This is a genomic window from Streptomyces sp. NPDC101118 (assembly GCF_044759445.1).
Taxonomy (GTDB): Bacteria; Actinomycetota; Actinomycetes; order Streptomycetales; family Streptomycetaceae; genus Streptomyces.
Map to the genome: position 1 here is coordinate 165,115 of NZ_JBIVZG010000018.1, position 14,776 is coordinate 179,890.

General features: G+C 70.6%; 16 protein-coding genes, 2 tRNA genes and 1 pseudogene. 15 read left to right on the plus strand and 4 right to left on the minus strand.

All coding sequences use genetic code 11. The annotated features are described in order from the left end of the window. Positions 1–258 precede the first annotated feature (258 nt). The 5 genes and pseudogenes from ACIQUQ_RS26500 (at position 259) to ACIQUQ_RS26520 (ending at position 3,492) form a co-directional block, all read left to right on the plus strand. Positions 259–609, plus strand: a complete 351-nt coding sequence (locus ACIQUQ_RS26500) for a winged helix-turn-helix domain-containing protein (protein ID WP_403980451.1) — start codon at positions 259–261, stop codon at positions 607–609. 341 nt (positions 610–950) lie between these two features. Further along, positions 951–1,106: pseudogene (locus ACIQUQ_RS26505) on the plus strand (helix-turn-helix domain-containing protein); the annotation flags it as partial. 192 nt (positions 1,107–1,298) lie between these two features. After that, positions 1,299–2,306 carry a DNA-binding protein gene (locus ACIQUQ_RS26510; protein WP_403980500.1) on the plus strand — a complete coding sequence of 336 codons (1,008 nt, stop codon included), beginning with the start codon at positions 1,299–1,301 and terminating at the stop codon, positions 2,304–2,306. 53 nt (positions 2,307–2,359) lie between these two features. After that, complete coding sequence (locus ACIQUQ_RS26515; protein ID WP_403980454.1) at positions 2,360–3,043, plus strand: RibD family protein; 684 nt, start codon at positions 2,360–2,362, stop codon at positions 3,041–3,043. Next, on the plus strand, positions 3,040–3,492 hold the full coding sequence (locus ACIQUQ_RS26520; RefSeq protein ID WP_403980457.1) for a dCMP deaminase: 453 nt from the start codon (positions 3,040–3,042) through the stop codon (positions 3,490–3,492). The genes ACIQUQ_RS26515 and ACIQUQ_RS26520 overlap by 4 nt, the downstream gene beginning before the upstream one ends. A 117-nt stretch (positions 3,493–3,609) precedes the next feature. Here ACIQUQ_RS26520 and ACIQUQ_RS26525 read toward each other — a convergent pair whose 3' ends face one another. Continuing rightward, entirely contained in the window at positions 3,610–4,833 is a 1,224-nt protein-coding gene (locus tag ACIQUQ_RS26525) for a DUF5677 domain-containing protein (RefSeq protein WP_403980460.1), read from the minus strand. 399 nt (positions 4,834–5,232) lie between these two features. Here ACIQUQ_RS26525 and ACIQUQ_RS26530 point away from each other — a divergent pair, with 399 nt between their 5' ends. Continuing rightward, positions 5,233–5,673 (plus strand): DUF3574 domain-containing protein, encoded by a 441-nt coding sequence (locus ACIQUQ_RS26530; protein ID WP_403980502.1) that lies wholly within the window; start codon positions 5,233–5,235, stop codon positions 5,671–5,673. 18 nt (positions 5,674–5,691) lie between these two features. On the opposite strand, the gene ACIQUQ_RS26535 is transcribed toward ACIQUQ_RS26530, so the two are convergent. Both ACIQUQ_RS26535 and ACIQUQ_RS26540 read right to left on the minus strand, forming a co-directional pair. Beyond that, the gene (locus ACIQUQ_RS26535; RefSeq protein WP_403980462.1) at positions 5,692–6,348 is read right to left on the minus strand and encodes an NAD(P)H-binding protein; all 657 of its coding nucleotides are present in this window, start codon (positions 6,346–6,348) and stop codon (positions 5,692–5,694) included. 33 nt (positions 6,349–6,381) lie between these two features. Next, positions 6,382–7,659, minus strand: a complete 1,278-nt coding sequence (locus tag ACIQUQ_RS26540) for an amidohydrolase family protein (protein WP_403980465.1) — start codon at positions 7,657–7,659, stop codon at positions 6,382–6,384. A gap of 334 nt (positions 7,660–7,993) precedes the next feature. Here ACIQUQ_RS26540 and ACIQUQ_RS26545 point away from each other — a divergent pair. From ACIQUQ_RS26545 to ACIQUQ_RS26585, 9 genes are all read left to right on the plus strand, one after another. After that, a tRNA-Thr gene (locus ACIQUQ_RS26545) sits at positions 7,994–8,066 on the plus strand. Positions 8,067–8,116: 50 nt separating this feature from the next. Next, positions 8,117–8,189, plus strand: a tRNA-Met gene (locus tag ACIQUQ_RS26550). An 88-nt stretch (positions 8,190–8,277) separates the two neighbouring features. After that, positions 8,278–8,442, plus strand: coding sequence for a 50S ribosomal protein L33 (gene rpmG / locus ACIQUQ_RS26555; RefSeq protein ID WP_003956487.1), 165 nt, complete (start codon positions 8,278–8,280; stop codon positions 8,440–8,442). A 99-nt stretch (positions 8,443–8,541) separates the two neighbouring features. Continuing rightward, a complete protein-coding gene (locus ACIQUQ_RS26560; RefSeq protein WP_399945963.1) occupies positions 8,542–8,994 on the plus strand; it encodes a MaoC family dehydratase N-terminal domain-containing protein in 453 nt (150 codons plus the stop codon). A gap of 1 nt (position 8,995) precedes the next feature. Further along, positions 8,996–9,424, plus strand: coding sequence for a MaoC family dehydratase (locus ACIQUQ_RS26565; protein WP_403980469.1), 429 nt, complete (start codon positions 8,996–8,998; stop codon positions 9,422–9,424). A 108-nt stretch (positions 9,425–9,532) separates the two neighbouring features. After that, the gene (locus tag ACIQUQ_RS26570; protein WP_403980472.1) at positions 9,533–10,102 is read left to right on the plus strand and encodes a TetR/AcrR family transcriptional regulator; all 570 of its coding nucleotides are present in this window, start codon (positions 9,533–9,535) and stop codon (positions 10,100–10,102) included. Between the two features lie 110 nt (positions 10,103–10,212). Then, on the plus strand, positions 10,213–11,697 hold the full coding sequence (locus ACIQUQ_RS26575) for a DHA2 family efflux MFS transporter permease subunit (protein ID WP_403980475.1): 1,485 nt from the start codon (positions 10,213–10,215) through the stop codon (positions 11,695–11,697). Positions 11,698–11,720: 23 nt separating this feature from the next. Next, positions 11,721–12,830 (plus strand): UDP-N-acetylmuramate dehydrogenase, encoded by a 1,110-nt coding sequence (locus ACIQUQ_RS26580; protein ID WP_403980477.1) that lies wholly within the window; start codon positions 11,721–11,723, stop codon positions 12,828–12,830. 16 nt (positions 12,831–12,846) lie between these two features. Further along, the gene (locus ACIQUQ_RS26585; protein WP_403980480.1) at positions 12,847–13,389 is read left to right on the plus strand and encodes a hypothetical protein; all 543 of its coding nucleotides are present in this window, start codon (positions 12,847–12,849) and stop codon (positions 13,387–13,389) included. On the opposite strand, the gene ACIQUQ_RS26590 is transcribed toward ACIQUQ_RS26585, so the two are convergent. Continuing rightward, positions 13,305–14,327: an adenosine deaminase gene (locus ACIQUQ_RS26590; protein ID WP_403980482.1), complete on the minus strand. Its 1,023-nt coding sequence runs from the start codon at positions 14,325–14,327 to the stop codon at positions 13,305–13,307. The two genes, ACIQUQ_RS26585 and ACIQUQ_RS26590, sit on opposite strands and share 85 nt — an antisense overlap. Positions 14,328–14,776 lie beyond the last annotated feature (449 nt).

A 14,776-nucleotide genomic window follows, 5' to 3' on the forward strand; every position in this document is an offset into this window, starting at 1 on the left:
TGTCAAAGAACCGGCGCTTCCTTCGAGCCCTCGCAAGCCCTCCGGGCGACACAGGCAGTGCAGGTCTTCAGGCCTCGCCGGACAGCGAGAGGCCTTGTCGTGCGGCCGTGTTGGCGACCGCTCAACTCTGCCTCAGAGTGCACTGTGAGGCAGAGTCAGTCAACCCTCCCGCCGCAAATGCGGCGCCCGAAGGGTGGCCCCTGGCTATGCCGCTTGGGCACTATGAGGCAGAGGCCAAGTCAGAGACATGGGGTGCAGATGGTCGAGTGGACAGGGAAGCCGGCGTACCAGCAGGTGGCGGACGACCTCCGTCGGAGGATCGCCGCCGATGAGTTCACGCAGGACGGGAAGCTCCCGTCCCTCGCGGAGATCCGCGCTGAGTACGACGTCACCGTCACGGTTGCCCGGGATGCCATCCGCCAGCTGAAGACTGACGGACTCGCGGTGAGCCACCAGGGCAAGGGCGCCTTCCTGACGGCCAAGTCTCCGGACCTCGCCCGGGAGGCGGGGCCTGAGGCGGCGATCGCGGAGCTCCGCAATCAGGTGGCGAAACTCCGGGGCGAGGTCACCGAACTGCGGGAGCGGGTGGCGGGGCTGGAGCGAGGATGACCCTCGCCCGTACCGTCCCGAGGGGTGCTCCGCGTGACGGTACGGGCCCGGAGTCGCTTGCTACGTCGCGCCGGCCGATTCCTCTTTCGCGGCTTTCGTCATCGCGGTCGTGGTCACAGTCCTGTCCCTTCTCTCGCATCGGATAGAGGGCTCCGACCTGCGTCGCTAGGCTGTTGCCCGCCCTCTGCATCCTTTGTAGCCGGGGCTGTTGACTGTCCGACAGGTCTGCCATGTGGCCGCCGGGAGACGGCCACATAAGCCGCATCGAGGGGGACGGAGTGGGGCAGCGTCCGAACGAACTCACGCCGCACGCAAGCCCTCAGCACTATCTCGGTGCTGAGATGCGTGCATGGCGCACGAACAGGGGCTTATCGCTGGGCAAGCTCAGCAAGTCCATCCTGTTCAACACCAGCTACATGGCCCGCGTGGAGCGGGGCGGACAAGCCGCTTCTGCTGACCTCGTCCGCGCGTATGACGACACCCTCGGCGCGGGCGGATCCCTGGTCCGGCTCCATAACTCGATACTCCAGGGAGTCAGCCTTGAGGCCCTCCCCCGAGCGGATGTGGCTAATCCGGGGCCTCATGTGGCCAACAGCTCTGTGGCCCTGGCCGGAGAAACGGACATTCAGGCACCGTCGGAAGAGGGGCTCTCGGTCCCCGTACGTGCTGACGACGGAAGGATCATCTTCGTGTCCCTCTCCCGAAGGGCCCTGATCGGCGCTCTCGGCGCCGGTGCGGCGATAGCGGCGGTGGCCGACGTCCCTGCGGCTGCAAGCCCCGCCCGCCGCTCCGACCTGGTGAAGTCCGGAGCCAACCCCATCGAGCTGCTCCAGGCCACCCGAAGGGTGCTGATCGACAACGACAACCTCTTCGGCCCACACCGCGTGATCCCCGCCGTGAAGCAGCAGATCGCCGCCATCAAGGAGCTCCGGGCGGACAGGCAGGGCACCGACCGTCGCCAGCTCCTCCAGCTCCAGACCCAATACTCCGAACTCTGTGGCTGGCTCTACCAGGACCTCGGCGACTTCCGGGCCGCACAGCACTGGATGCGCGAGGCCCTGGAGGCCTCTCACATGGCGGGGGACGACGAGCTCACCACGTACATCCTCGCCCGCCGGAGCCAGCTCGCCGGCGACATGAACGACCCCATCGAGGCGGTCGACGTGGCCGAGGCCGCGGAGGACCGCTCGGCGCCGCGGAGTCGCCTCGCCGCCGTGGCTGCGACGTATGGGGCCCACGGTCACGCGCTACGTAAGGATCAAGAGATGGCCCAGCGTGCGTACGAGCACGCACGGGAGCTGCACGCGACGATGGATCCGGACCCAAGCTCTCCTTGGGGCGTGTGGCTGGACTCCGCGTACATCGATGTCCAGCGGGCGCACAGCCTCGCCGTACTCGGCGACCACCGAGGGGCAGCCGAGGGCTTCCGGAACGCCATCAGCCGACTCCCGGCGGGCTACCACCGCGACCGCGGCGTGTACCTCGGCAGGGAAGCGGTTTCCCTCGCGCGGGCCGGCGAGGCGGAGCAGGCGGCCGCGGTGGGGCTCCAGGCGCTGAGCATCGCCAGGGACACCGGCTCGGACCGCATCGCTCGGGAGCTGGCGCAGCTCGACGGGACTCTTGATCAATGGCGTACGGTCCCTGGCGTGGCCGACTTCAAGGAAGCGCTGACCGAAGCCGTGCTTCGCCAGGCGTGAGCCGACCCGCTCGCTCCCTCCGCACTGACCAGCAACCGAAGGAGAGACTCCTGATGCCCCGCCCGTACGTTCTGCTGAGCGTGGCCACGTCCGTGGACGGCTACATCGACGACACCAGCACCACCCGCCTTCTGCTCAGCAACAGTGAGGACTTCGACCGCGTGGACCAGGTTCGGGCGGAGTCGGACGCGATCCTGATCGGGGCCGGCACGATGCGGGCAGACAACCCCCGGCTCCTGGTCAACAGCGAGGAGCGCCGCGCGGCCCGCGTCGCTGCGGGAAAGCCCGCGTACCCGCTGAAGGTGACGATCTCGGCAAGCGGTGACCTGGACCCAGGCCTGAAGTTCTGGCACCACGGCGGAGACAAGGTCGCGTACACGACCGACGCGGGCGAGGAGAAACTCCGCGACCGCCTCGCGGGCCTGGCGGACGTTGTCTCGACCGGGCCGGACATGGACTTCGGCGCCCTGCTGGACGACCTCGGCGCCCGCGGCATCGAGCGTCTGATGGTCGAGGGCGGCGGCCAGATCCACACGGCCTTCCTCTCCCAGGGCCTCGCCGACGAGATCCACCTCGCGATCGCGCCGCTCCTCGTGGGCGACGCGGACGCCCCGCGCTTCCTGAACCCGGCCGCGTACCCGGGCGGCTCCACCCGCCGCATGCACCTCGCGGAGACGCGCACGATTGGCGACGTAGTGCTCCTCCGCTACCTCCCCAAGCAGGGGAGCGCCGCGTGACCCTCGCCGAAGACCGGGCCTGGATGGAACGGGCCATCGACCTGTCACGGAAGTGCCCGCCGGCGGAAGGTGCGTTCTCGGTCGGCGCCATCATCGTGAGCGCCGACGGCGAGGAGCTGGCGCACGGCTACTCCCGCGAGACCGACGCCCACGTCCACGCCGAGGAATCCGCCCTGGCCAAGCTCCCCGTGGACGACCCTCGCCTCACTGGGGCCACCATCTATAGCACCCTGGAGCCCTGCTCAGAGCGCCGCTCTCGCCCCGTCACCTGCACCCAACTGATCCTCCGCTCCCCGATCCGCCGTGTGGCCATCGCCTGGCGCGAGCCGAGCCTCCTAGTGGCGGACTGTGTGGGCGTCGAGACCCTTCGCGGGGCCGGCGTCGAGGTCCTGGAGCTCCCGGACCTCGCGGACGCGGCCCGCGCGGTCAACGCCCACCTGCTGAAGTAGCGGAGGTGGGGCGTCCCACCTGTCCGACTGTCCGGTTAGAGCCTCGACCATCACAAACAGCCCGGACAGCTCCACGAAGAGCTGTCCGGGCTGTCCGGTCGCAGGACTTTGAAGCCGTTAGTCGTGAGATCGCTTCACTTCGCTCAAAAGCTTACGTGAACTGAAGAAGGCGCGGGCGAAGTCATTCCCTCTCCCTGGCTGGAGTATCGCTTCGGCGGGTACCCAATTTGAGCCGTCGATTGCAGTGATGCTGATGCCCATGACGCTTACTGTCAAAGGGCGACCTTCGGGATCGCCAAGGTGTGTTCCATCCGGCACGAAGCTGAGATATTCTTTTGCTTTCCCTTCGAAATAACTGGCATTGTCCGGCGGAGTGCCTCCAGTTATCACCCCGAGGCCGGGTTCCCATAGGAACCACCGGGTTCCGCCGTTTGGGTAGATGGCGAGGATGGTTGTTGCGGGTAGCGGGATCTTTTCAGGCCAGAGATGTCGATCCGTCCACTCGCAGGCCTGCTTGTAGATACTCCAGCCGGCAATGAGGGCGTTTAGTTCTGCTACGAGCCTGCGTGAGTCGATAGAGTTGCGGGACTGCACCTGTTGGCATAGGTCGCGAAAGTAGGAGATGCCCTCTGGGTAGGCCAGCGCTGCGAGTTCGAAAGATGGGCCCATTCTGTGGATAGTCGGACCTGAATCGTCGCGAAGTGTTCCAAGCGTCCCACCTGTGCTGCCGTGGGTGACCTGCGAGAGGAGGCGGTAGGTGTCATAGTCGCTCTCGAAGCCCGCTCGTTTTGCGCGCTCGCGTAGATTGTGCTTTGCCCAATCTTTGTCGAATGTGGTCCCGTATGCGGTTCGAGCCGATTCGTACTCCGCAAGGCTGTCACGGCCGCGCTTCATTCGCCTATGGATTTCACGCTTCTGCTGCGATTTCCGCAAGAGTGGGAGTCGTTTGGTCGTGCGTGATAGCACCTGACTTGTTACTGCCCGATGCGCCGTATAGCGATCTGCGGCTTCCGTTTCGTCGCAGACGTAGCAGTAATTTACGAGATGCTCGAAAAGTGATCTGGAAGTTCGGGCTGCTGTTCTTCCGTCTCCATCCCATAGAGATTTGAGCAGAATTGAAAAATCGTTCAGAGCGTGATTGAAGATAGAAGAGCACGCCTCTGTCTTGACCTGATTCCAGAAGATGCGTGAGAACAGGTGGACTTCGAGTTGGACCCGGTCTAGCGGCTCGTTAAGGGGCGCAATTTTCCCCTGTAGGGCTGCTTCGATTTCTCTGCCGAGTGAAACACCAAATCGGCGAGACGGAGGGATCGAAAGATCGACGCGACTGAACAGGTGCATGCCAGGGCTCCCCGGATGAAGGGGCGTTGTCTGGCGCGAGACTACCGGGGGCGATTGGTTTCCGGCTGGCATCGACGTCGTAGCGGTCCACGGTCGCCCGATCTCTTGGGCGTGGCGGGGACAGTCATGGACGGTGCGTGGACGGCGGAACGGAAAGCCGCGCCCCTGCCGGGCTTCGCAGCAGGTCAGGCGCTGTGAGGGAGATCGTATGCCAGGAGTCTGTAAATCCGTCGGCTTAGCCTACCCAGGTTCGAATCCTGGCGCCGCCACGCGAAGTAAGACCCCCGTCCACCTGCGGAAGCGCAGGGGGCGGGGGTCTTCTCGTATGCGCAGGGTCTTCTCGTACGGAGCGGTGCGGGTCCGCATCCCGCCGGGCGGTGCCGTCGTTGAGCTCGCATGATGCGATTGACGAAGGGCCGGGCGCTCGCCGTGGGCGGGGCGCTGGCCGGGATGCTGGCGGGCGGACCCGCCGCGTACGCGACGCTGCAGGGCGCGGAGGGCGGCCGCGGCACCCCGTACGCAGAGACCCGGCTGTACTTCGGCACGGAGCGGCCGGACGGCGGCCCGGCCGTGACGGACGAGCAGTTCATGGACTTCATCGACCGGAAGGTCACGCCCGCCTTCCCCGAGGGGCTCACCCTCCACCAGGGCGTCGGCCAGTGGCGCGACAGCACCGGCACCATCGAGCGCGAGCGCTCGTACGAACTGACGCTGCTCTACCCGGCCGGCCAGGCCGACGACCGCGACGCGCGGATCGAGGCGATCAGGGACGCCTACGAGAAGGAGTTCGCCCAGGACTCGGTCGGCCGCGCCGACGACACGGCCCGCGTGGACTTCTGAGGGAGGGTCAGCGGGCCGTCAGTTGCCCGCGACCGCCTTCACCGCCACCTCCGCCGGGGTCGAGCCGGAGACCAGCTCCAGCGTCAGCCCGGCGGTGGCCGGCGTCTCGACGAGCTCCGCGAGCACGGCCGCCACGTCGTCGCGCGGCACCGGTCCGCGGCCCGTCGAGGCCTCCAGGCGGACCAGGCCCGTACCCGGCTCGTCGGTGAGCTGCCCCGGCCGCAGGATCGTCCACTCCAGGCCCAGCCGGGTCTGGACGTAGGTGTCGGCCTCGCCCTTGGCCCGCAGGTACGCGTCGAAGACCGAATCCCCCTCGTGGTGCGGGTCCGCGCCCATCGAGGAGACCACCACGAGCCGCCGCACACGGGCGCGTTCGGCCGCGTCGGCGAAGAGCACCGCCGCGCCCCGGTCCACCGTCTCCTTGCGCGCGATGCCGCTGCCCGGGCCCGCACCGGCCGCGAAGACCGCCGCACCGGCGCCCTGGAGCACCGCGGCGACCTGCTCCAGGGAGGCCGACTCCAGGTCGCACAGGACCGGTTCGGCCCCGGCGGCGCGCAGGTCGTCCCCCTGCGCCGGGTTGCGGATGATGCCCGCCACCTCGTAGCCGCGCAGGGCGAGCAGCCGCTCCAGCCGCAGCGCGATCCGACCGTGTCCACCAGCGATGACGATGCGCATGCCCCGACCGTACGACGGCGGGCGCGCCTCCGCTCAGGGACCGGGCTCCATCCGGCCCTGCCGGGGCAGGTCCAGTGCCACCGCCACCGCCGAGTCGCAGTACTCGCGTACCGCGCTGGTCCGCGCCACCACCCGGCCCCGGTGGACGACGATCCGGCTGTAGGCCAGCGAGAGCACCCCGGCGATCCGGTCCCCGCGTACGGCGAGCAGCTCGGCCGGGAAGCCCGCCTCCACCCGCACCTCCGGCAGCCCCATCGCCGCCCGTGCCGCGCCGCTGACCGCGTCGTACGCCTCGGGGGCCCGCAGCCCCGCCTGCGAGGCCAGCAGGTAGGCGGCCTCCAGCGGGTCGCCCCGGCCCACCGGGTTGCCGGCGTCGCGCAGCGCCCCGCTGCCGGCCGCCACCCGTACCCCCGCGGCCCGCAGCAGCCGTACCGGCGCCGTCCGCAGCCCCCGCCGCTCCAGCGCCGCGCAGTCGCCCTGCGGCAGGCACACCACCGTCACCCCGGCGGCGGCCAGCTGGTCGGCGGCGCGGGTCGCCACGTCGAGCGGCAGCCGGGACAGCCCGCCGCACGGGCCGATGGTCACGCCGGGACGCAGGCCGCCGATCATGGCCGTCAGCCGGGCCAGCCGGGCCGGGTCGTCGGCGTCGGTGTGCAGGTCGACCGGGCAGCCGTGCTCGGCGGCCAGCTCCAGGACGGCCTCGGTGTAGCCGGTGGGGTCGGGGTCGAGGTCGGGACAGCCCCCGATCACGGAGGCGCCCATCTTGACCGCGTCCCGCAGCATGGACAGCCCGTCCGCGCCCGCCACCCCCGTGAGCAGCCGCGGGACCGCCACGGCGGTCAGGTCGGCGAGGCCGCGCAGGGAGCGTCTGGCCTGGAGCACCGCCTCGATGGGGCCCAGCCCGTGCACGTCGCCGATCCGCACGTGCGAGCGGACGGCGGTCGCGCCGTGGCCCAGCTGGAGCAGGGCGGCCTCGGTGGCGCGCCGCTGCACCTCGTCGACGGTGTAGGAGACGGGGCCCTCGCCGTCGGCGGTGAGCGCGGTGTCGCCGTGTGCGTGCGGTTCGGCCGGGGCGGGCAGCAGGAGGTACCCGCTGAGGTCGACGCGGGAGGAGGCGTGGGACGGGAGGCTGCCCGCGGTGCCCACGGCCTCGATGCGGCCACTGCCGAGCCGGACGTCCACGGTCCGGCCGTCGGTGAGGCGGGCCCCGGACAGGAGCAGGGAATTGATGTCGGCGGGGGCGCCGGAGCCACCGCCCGCGCCGCCGCTTCGGGGGGAGTGGGGTGGCTGCTGCGGCTGGCTGTCGGGCATCGCGCTCCTGCGGGGGGCTCGGGCGGTTCCTGGACCGGCGGTGCCCCGGGGGCGACGGCCCAAGATCACGCAGCGTGGTCCGAGCCTAGGGGCCCATGGGGGGAGCTTCACGGAGGAGCCGAATAGTCATACCGGTGTGGTGCCCCGGTATCCGCGGGACGGGTGGTGCGCGGGAGCCGCTCCGGCGGCGCTTGCGGGAGTCCGGCAGGCGGTCCGTACGGGGCCGGGGAGCCGCCGGAGACGGCTGGGATTCGGGCCGGGAACGCCCCGGCGGCGGCCCCCGGACAACGGATTTGGGCGATCGGCGGAAGGCCGTGTAATGTCTTCCCTGCTCGCCCCAATAGCTCAGTCGGTAGAGCGTCTCCATGGTAAGGAGAAGGTCTGCGGTTCGATTCCGCATTGGGGCTCTGGTGTGAAAGGTTCCCCCGCTTCCGGGCGGGGGATCTGCTCGCATCAAAGCGGTGTAGCTCAGTCGGTAGAGCAAGCGGCTCATAATCGCTGTGTCACCGGTTCAAGTCCGGTCACCGCTACACACAGTAGCCGATTGTGGGGTCGGTCTCCCGATCGGCTACTCTTTTATGCGTTCATCCGTCCATCCGTCCGTCAAGGAGCACTCACGTGGCTGCCACCGACGTCCGCCCGAAGATCACGCTGGCCTGCGTGGAGTGCAAGGAGCGGAACTACATCACCAAGAAGAACCGGCGCAACAACCCGGACCGTCTTGAGATGAAGAAGCACTGCCCGCGCTGCAACTCGCACACCGCGCACCGCGAGACCCGCTAACCAGCGAGTCTTCGGACCACAGGCACAGTCATGAGGTCGTCCCCTTCCGGGGGACGGCCTCATGTCGTTTCCGCTGTATCTACCAGGAGGTAGTGAGCCATGGCGCTCGACCAGTCCTTCGTGGGGCGCACCTATCCGCCCACCGAGCCCTACGAGGTCGGCCGGGAGAAGATCCGGGAATTCGCGGTCGCGGTGGGTGACGCCAATCCCGCGTACAGCGACCCGGAGGCCGCCAAGGCGCTCGGGCACCAGGACGTGATCGCGCCGCCGACCTTCGTGTTCGCCATCACCTTCAAGGCGGCCGGGCTCGTCATCGAGGACCCGCAGCTGGGCCTGGACTACAGCCGCGTCGTCCACGGCGACCAGAAGTTCTCGTACACCCGCCCGGTGCGCGCCGGCGACCGGCTCTCGGTCACCTCCACCATCGAGGCGATCAAGTCGCTGGCGGGGAACGACATCCTGGACATCCGCGGCGAGGTCCACGACGAGACCGGTGAGCACGTCGTGACGGCGTGGACGAAGCTGGTCGCGCGTGCGGCCGAGGAGGCCTGAGATGACTGCGAAGATCGCGTACGCCGACGTCGAGGTCGGCACCGAGCTGCCGGCCCAGAGCTTCCCCGTGACGCGCGCCACGCTCGTCCAGTACGCCGGCGCATCGGGCGACTTCAACCCGATCCACTGGAACGAGAAGTTCGCCAAGGAGGTCGGGCTGCCGGACGTGATCGCGCACGGCATGTTCACCATGGCCGAGGCGATCCGCGTCGTCACCGACTGGGCCGGCGACCCGGCCGCGGTCGTGGAGTACGGCGTCCGCTTCACCAAGCCGGTGGTCGTCCCCAACGACGACCAGGGCGCGCTGATCGAGGTCGGCGCCAAGGTCGCGGCGCTGCTCGACGACAACCAGGTCCGCGTCGACCTCACCGCCACCAGTGCCGGCCAGAAGGTGCTGGGCATGTCCCGCGCGGTGGTCCGCCTCGCCTGAGCGCGGGGGCGGGTGACCACGTCCGAAGGGGCCGGGGTTTCCCCGGCCCCTTCGTCGTACCCCGCGCACCCCTTGACTTAGTTAGTTATTGACCACTAACTTGGGCTCATGGTCAGGATGAGTGCGGAGGAGCGGCGCGAGAGCGTGATCAGGGCCGCCATGGGAGAGTTCGCCCGCGGCGGGTACTACGGCACGTCCACGGAGGCCATCGCCAAGCGCGTGGGCGTCTCGCAGCCCTACCTCTTCCGGCTCTTCCCCAACAAGCAGGCCATCTTCCTGGCGGCGGCCGCCCGCTGCCTGGAGGGGATGCAGCAGCTGTTCACCGAGGCCGCCGAGGGGCTGGAGGGCCACGAGGCCCTGGCCGCCATGGCCAACGCCTACACGCGGCTGATCACCGAGGACCCCGAGAAGCTCCAGCTCCAGCTCCAGGTCTACGTCACCGTCGCGGCCGCCGAGGCCGCGGGGGAGCACGAGTTCGGCGAGATGGTCCGCACCGGCTGGATGGAGCTCTGGGACACGGTCGGCGTGCCGCTCGGCGGCGACGTCGGCGAGACCACCAGCTTCATGGCGCACGGAATGCTCATCAACACCCTCGCCGCCATGGGCTTCCCGCCCGAGCACCGCGTATGGGAAGCCCTCTACCCCTCCGCCCGCGCCAAGGGGCGGCTGGAGAAGTAACCCCCCGCGCCGCCGGCGCTCCGGAGCCGGTCCGGGCGCCCCACGGTCCCGGGCCCACCTCTGTCCATGAAAGTTAGTCATCAATAACTAACTCACTCTCTGGGGAAGCCATGAGCGAGAGCACCCGCAGCACCGAGAGCACGAAAGGCACCAAGGGCACCGAGGGCGGTGCCGCCCTCCGCGGCCCCGCCGTCTGGGCCCTCGTCATCACCAGCGTCGCCGGGTTCATGGCGGCCCTGGACAACCTGGTCGTCACCACCGCGCTCCCCGCCATCCGCACCGACCTCGGCGGAAAGCTGGAGGACCTGGAGTGGACGGTGAACGCCTACACGCTCACCTTCGCCGTCCTCCTCATGCTCGGCGCCGCGCTCGGCGACCGCTTCGGCCGCCGCCGGCTCTTCATCGCCGGCCTCGCCGTCTTCACCGGCGCCTCCGCCGCGGCCGCCCTCTCACCCGGCATCGACGCCCTGATCGCCGCCCGCGCCGTCCAGGGCGTCGGCGCCGCCGTGATGATGCCGATCACGCTCACCCTGCTCACCACCGCCGTCCCCGCAGCCCGCCGCGGCATGGCCCTCGGCATCTTCGGCGCCGTCACCGGCCTCGCTGTCGCCAGCGGCCCGCTCATCGGCGGCAGCCTCACCGAGCACTTCTCCTGGCAGTGGATCTTCTGGCTCAACGTGCCCGTCGGCCTCGCCCTGCTGGTCCTCGCCCGGCTCCGCCTCGCCGAGTCCCACGCGCCCACCGCACGCCTCGACGTCCCCGGCACCCTGCTGATCAGCGCCGGCCTCTTCGGCATCGTCTACGCCCTGGTCAACGCCAACGCCGAGGGCTGGACCAGCGTCCCCGTCCTCACCGGCCTGATCGCCGGCAGCGCGCTCACCCTCGCCTTCGTCGTCCACGGCATGCGCGCCAAGAACCCCATGCTCCCCATGCGGCTCTTCCGCGACCGCGGCTTCCTCGGCATCAACATCGCCAGCCTCCTGATGTTCCTCGGGATGTTCGGCTCGATCTTCCTGCTGAGCCAGTTCCTCCAGGGCGTGGCCGGCTACTCGCCCACCGAGGCCGGCCTGCGGATGCTCCCCTGGACCGGCATGCCCATGCTGGTCGCCCCGTTCGCCGGAGCCCTCTCCGACCGCATCGGCGGCCGCCCCGTCGTCGCCACGGGCCTCGCGCTCCAGGCCGCCGGCCTCGCCTGGTTCGCCCTGATCCTCGAACCCGACGTGCCGTACGCCGCCCAGCTCCCGGCACTGATCATCAGCGGCATCGGCATGGCCATGTACTTCGCCCCCGCCGCGAACGTCCTGATGTCCACCGTGTCCCACGCGGACCAGGGCAAGGCCTCCGGCGCCAACAACGCCCTCCGCGAGGTCGGCGGAGCCCTCGGCGTCGCGGTCCTGGCCTCGGTGTTCTCCGCCCAGGGCGGGTACGAGAGCCCCACCGCCTTCGTCGACGGCACCGTCCCCGCCCTGTGGATAGGCGCCGCGGCCGTCGCCGTCGCCGCCGCCTTCGCCCTGCTCATCCCCGGCCGCCGGCGCACCCCCGCCCCGGCCCCCGCGGAGGCCCCGGCCGAGCAGGCCGTCCCCGCCCGGGTGTGACGCGTACGACACCACGTGCCGCGATGCGGTCCGTGGCCACGCCGGTCAGGCGGGCCACGGACCGTACTCTTGTCCACGTGCAGGAACTCCACGACGCCCCGCTCGCCCCGCTGACCACCTTCCGCCTCGGCGGTCCGGCCACCCGGCTGGTCACCGCGACCACCGACGCCGAGGTGGTCTCAGCCGTCCGCGCCGCCGACGAGAGCGGCACTCCGCTGCTGGTCATCGGCGGGGGCAGCAACCTGGTCATCGGAGACGGGGGCTTCGCCGGAACCGCGCTGCGCATCGCCACCACCGGCTTCACGCTCGACGGCGCCGCCCTCGAACTCGCCGCCGGCGAGAACTGGAGCGACGCCGTCGCCCGCACCGTGGAGGCCGGCCTGGCCGGCATCGAGTGCCTCGCCGGCATCCCCGGCTCCGCCGGCGCCACCCCGATCCAGAACGTCGGCGCCTACGGCCAGGAAGTCTCCAGCACCATCACCGGGGTCGTCGCCTACGACCGGGTCCTCGGCGAAACGGTCACCCTGACCAACGCCGAATGCGCCTTCTCGTACCGCCACAGCCTCTTCAAGGACCACCCCGACCGGTACGTCGTGCTCCGCGTCCGGTTCCTCCTGGAGGACGCCGACGGGCTGTCCGCGCCCATCAAGTACCCCGAGACCGCGCGCGCCCTCGGCGTCGAGGCCGGCGACCGCGTCCCGGCCGCCCAGGCCCGCGAGACCGTCCTCCGCCTGCGCGCCGGCAAGGGCATGGTCCTCGACCCCGCCGACCACGACACCTGGTCCGCCGGCTCCTTCTTCACCAACCCGATCCTCACGGACCAGGCGTACGCCGACTTCCTCGCCCGCGTGCAGGACCGCCTCGGCCCCGACACCGTGCCGCCCGCCTACCCCGCGGGGGAGGGCCGCACCAAGACCTCCGCGGCCTGGCTGATCGACAAGGCCGGCTTCACGAAGGGCTACGGCTCCGGCCCGGCCCGCATCTCCACCAAGCACACCCTCGCCCTGACCAACCGGGGCCAGGCCACCACCGAGGACCTCCTCACGCTCGCCCGCGAGGTCGTCGCCGGCGTCCACGAGGCCTTCGGCGTGACCCTCGTCAACGAGCCGGTCACGGTCGGCGTCCGCATCTGACAGGTCCTCGCCACCGATGCGCTGTCCTCTGCACGGGTCCGGCGCGGACCCCACGCGCCTGGTCGGGCGTGCCGTCGAAAAGGTCGTCGCCTCCTGGCACGTCAGCGACGGCGAGCGCTCCGAGCTGCCCCTCGACGTCTGGCTGACCGACAGCGAGGGCGACACCACCCGGATCACCACCGGATCCGACCACTGCCTCATCGTCGAGTGCTCCCCGCCCCACGAGCCCTACGACCTGGGGGAGTGGGGCCGCGTCGAGGTCGGCGAGGACCTCGGCGACCACCCGTTCCTGCGCCACCTCGGCGAGCCCGTCACCTCGGTGGCCGAGTTCGCCCTGCCCGACCACGGCCGCAGCCGCCTGGAGATCGTCTTCCCGACCGGCCGGGTGGTCTGCGACTGCCACGAGGGCGACCTGCGGCTCACCCGCGCCCCCGCGCAGGGGGTGCCCGCCCAGGGCGTCGCCCACGGCCCCGCTCAGCCCGCGGTCAGCCAGTCGTCGATCCCGGCGAGCAGCTTCGTACGCACGTCCTCGGGCGCCGCGGAACCGCGCACCGACTGACGCGCCAGCTCGGCCAGCTCCGCGTCCGTGAAGCCGTGGTACCGGCGCGCGATCTCGTACTGCGCGGCCAGCCGGGAGCCGAACAGCAACGGGTCGTCCGCGCCCAGCGCCAGCGGCACGCCCGCCTCGAAGAGCGTGCGCAGCGGGACGTCCTCGGGCTTCTCGTACACGCCCAGCGCCACGTTCGAGGCCGGACAGACCTCGCAGGTCACCTGCCGGTCCGCCAGGCGCTGGAGCAGCCGCGGGTCCTCCGCCGCGCGCACGCCGTGCCCGATCCGGGCCGCGTGCAGGTCGTCCAGGCAGTCCCGGACGGACGCCGGGCCGGTCAGCTCGCCGCCGTGCGGGGCCGCCAGCAGGCCGCCCTCCCGGGCGATGGCGAAGGCCCGGTCGAAGTCGCGGGCCATGCCGCGCCGCTCGTCGTTGGAGAGGCCGAAGCCCACCACGCCGCGGTCCGCGTAGCGCACGGCGAGCCGGGCCAGGGTCCGGGCGTCCAACGGGTGCTTCATCCGGTTCGCCGCGATCAGCACCCGCATGCCGAGGCCGGTCTCGCGGGAAGCGGAATCCACCGCGTCGAGGATGACCTCCACGGCCGGGATCAGTCCGCCGAGGTGCGGGGCGTACGACGTCGGGTCGACCTGGATCTCCAGCCAGCCGCCGCCATCGCGTACGTCCTCCTCGGCGGCCTCGCGGACCAGCCGCTGGATGTCCTCGGGCTCCCGCAGACAGGAGCGCGCCGCGTCGTACAGCCGCTGGAAGCGGAACCAGCCGCGCTCGTCGGTGGCGCGGAGCCGGGGCGGCTCGCCGGCGGTCAGGGCGTCGGGCAGCCGGACGCCGTACTTGTCGGCGAGGTCGAGCAGGGTCGAGGGCCGCATGGACCCCGTGAAGTGCAGGTGCAGGTGGGCCTTCGGCAGAAGCGTGAGATCGCGTGCGTGCTCCATTTGGTGATCCTGCCGTACCGCTGCGCTCGGCGGGAGGGGGATTCCCGTTTTGGGCGGCGCCCCGAACGCAGAAGCGGGCTCCGGCGGCCCACCCGGGGGCTCCGCCCCCAGACCCCCGCGCCTCAAACGCCGGCGGCGCTGGAGGAGCGGAGAGAAGCGGCGGAGAAGCCGCGTGGCGGAGGGGTGGAAGCGCGTGGCGGAGGGCGGAGAGCCGTGGGGCGGAGAGCCGCGGGGCGGCGGGGCTGTGGCACGGAGAGGCGGTGGGGCGGAGAGGTGGGGCGGAGTTCCCGGGAACGCCTGAGCGGCGCCTCCCGGAAGGGAGGGCGCCGCTCAGGGGGTTGGCTGCGGGCCGCTCTAGACGAGTAAGTCCGAAGCCTGCTCAGTGGTCGTAGGCGATGAGTGACCTGGTCAGTGGTGTTCCGTTGGCTCGGTTGTGCCAGATGGCTGCT

What these genes read in the sequence shown, in the direction of transcription:
- ACIQUQ_RS26500 (WP_403980451.1), top strand. Translation starts at nt 259, where the DNA reads ATGGTCGAGTGGACAGGGAAGCCGGCGTACCAGCAGGTGGCGGACGAC.
- ACIQUQ_RS26515 (WP_403980454.1), top strand. Translation starts at nt 2,360, where the DNA reads ATGCCCCGCCCGTACGTTCTGCTGAGCGTGGCCACGTCCGTGGACGGC.
- ACIQUQ_RS26525 (WP_403980460.1), bottom strand. Translation starts at nt 4,833, where the DNA reads ATGCACCTGTTCAGTCGCGTCGATCTTTCGATCCCTCCGTCTCGCCGA.
- ACIQUQ_RS26530 (WP_403980502.1), top strand. Translation starts at nt 5,233, where the DNA reads ATGCGATTGACGAAGGGCCGGGCGCTCGCCGTGGGCGGGGCGCTGGCC.
- ACIQUQ_RS26535 (WP_403980462.1), bottom strand. Translation starts at nt 6,348, where the DNA reads ATGCGCATCGTCATCGCTGGTGGACACGGTCGGATCGCGCTGCGGCTG.
- ACIQUQ_RS26540 (WP_403980465.1), bottom strand. Translation starts at nt 7,659, where the DNA reads ATGCCCGACAGCCAGCCGCAGCAGCCACCCCACTCCCCCCGAAGCGGC.
- ACIQUQ_RS26560 (WP_399945963.1), top strand. Translation starts at nt 8,542, where the DNA reads ATGGCGCTCGACCAGTCCTTCGTGGGGCGCACCTATCCGCCCACCGAG.
- ACIQUQ_RS26565 (WP_403980469.1), top strand. Translation starts at nt 8,996, where the DNA reads ATGACTGCGAAGATCGCGTACGCCGACGTCGAGGTCGGCACCGAGCTG.
- ACIQUQ_RS26570 (WP_403980472.1), top strand. Translation starts at nt 9,533, where the DNA reads ATGGTCAGGATGAGTGCGGAGGAGCGGCGCGAGAGCGTGATCAGGGCC.
- ACIQUQ_RS26575 (WP_403980475.1), top strand. Translation starts at nt 10,213, where the DNA reads ATGAGCGAGAGCACCCGCAGCACCGAGAGCACGAAAGGCACCAAGGGC.
- ACIQUQ_RS26580 (WP_403980477.1), top strand. Translation starts at nt 11,721, where the DNA reads ATGCGGTCCGTGGCCACGCCGGTCAGGCGGGCCACGGACCGTACTCTT.
- ACIQUQ_RS26585 (WP_403980480.1), top strand. Translation starts at nt 12,847, where the DNA reads ATGCGCTGTCCTCTGCACGGGTCCGGCGCGGACCCCACGCGCCTGGTC.
- ACIQUQ_RS26590 (WP_403980482.1), bottom strand. Translation starts at nt 14,327, where the DNA reads ATGGAGCACGCACGCGATCTCACGCTTCTGCCGAAGGCCCACCTGCAC.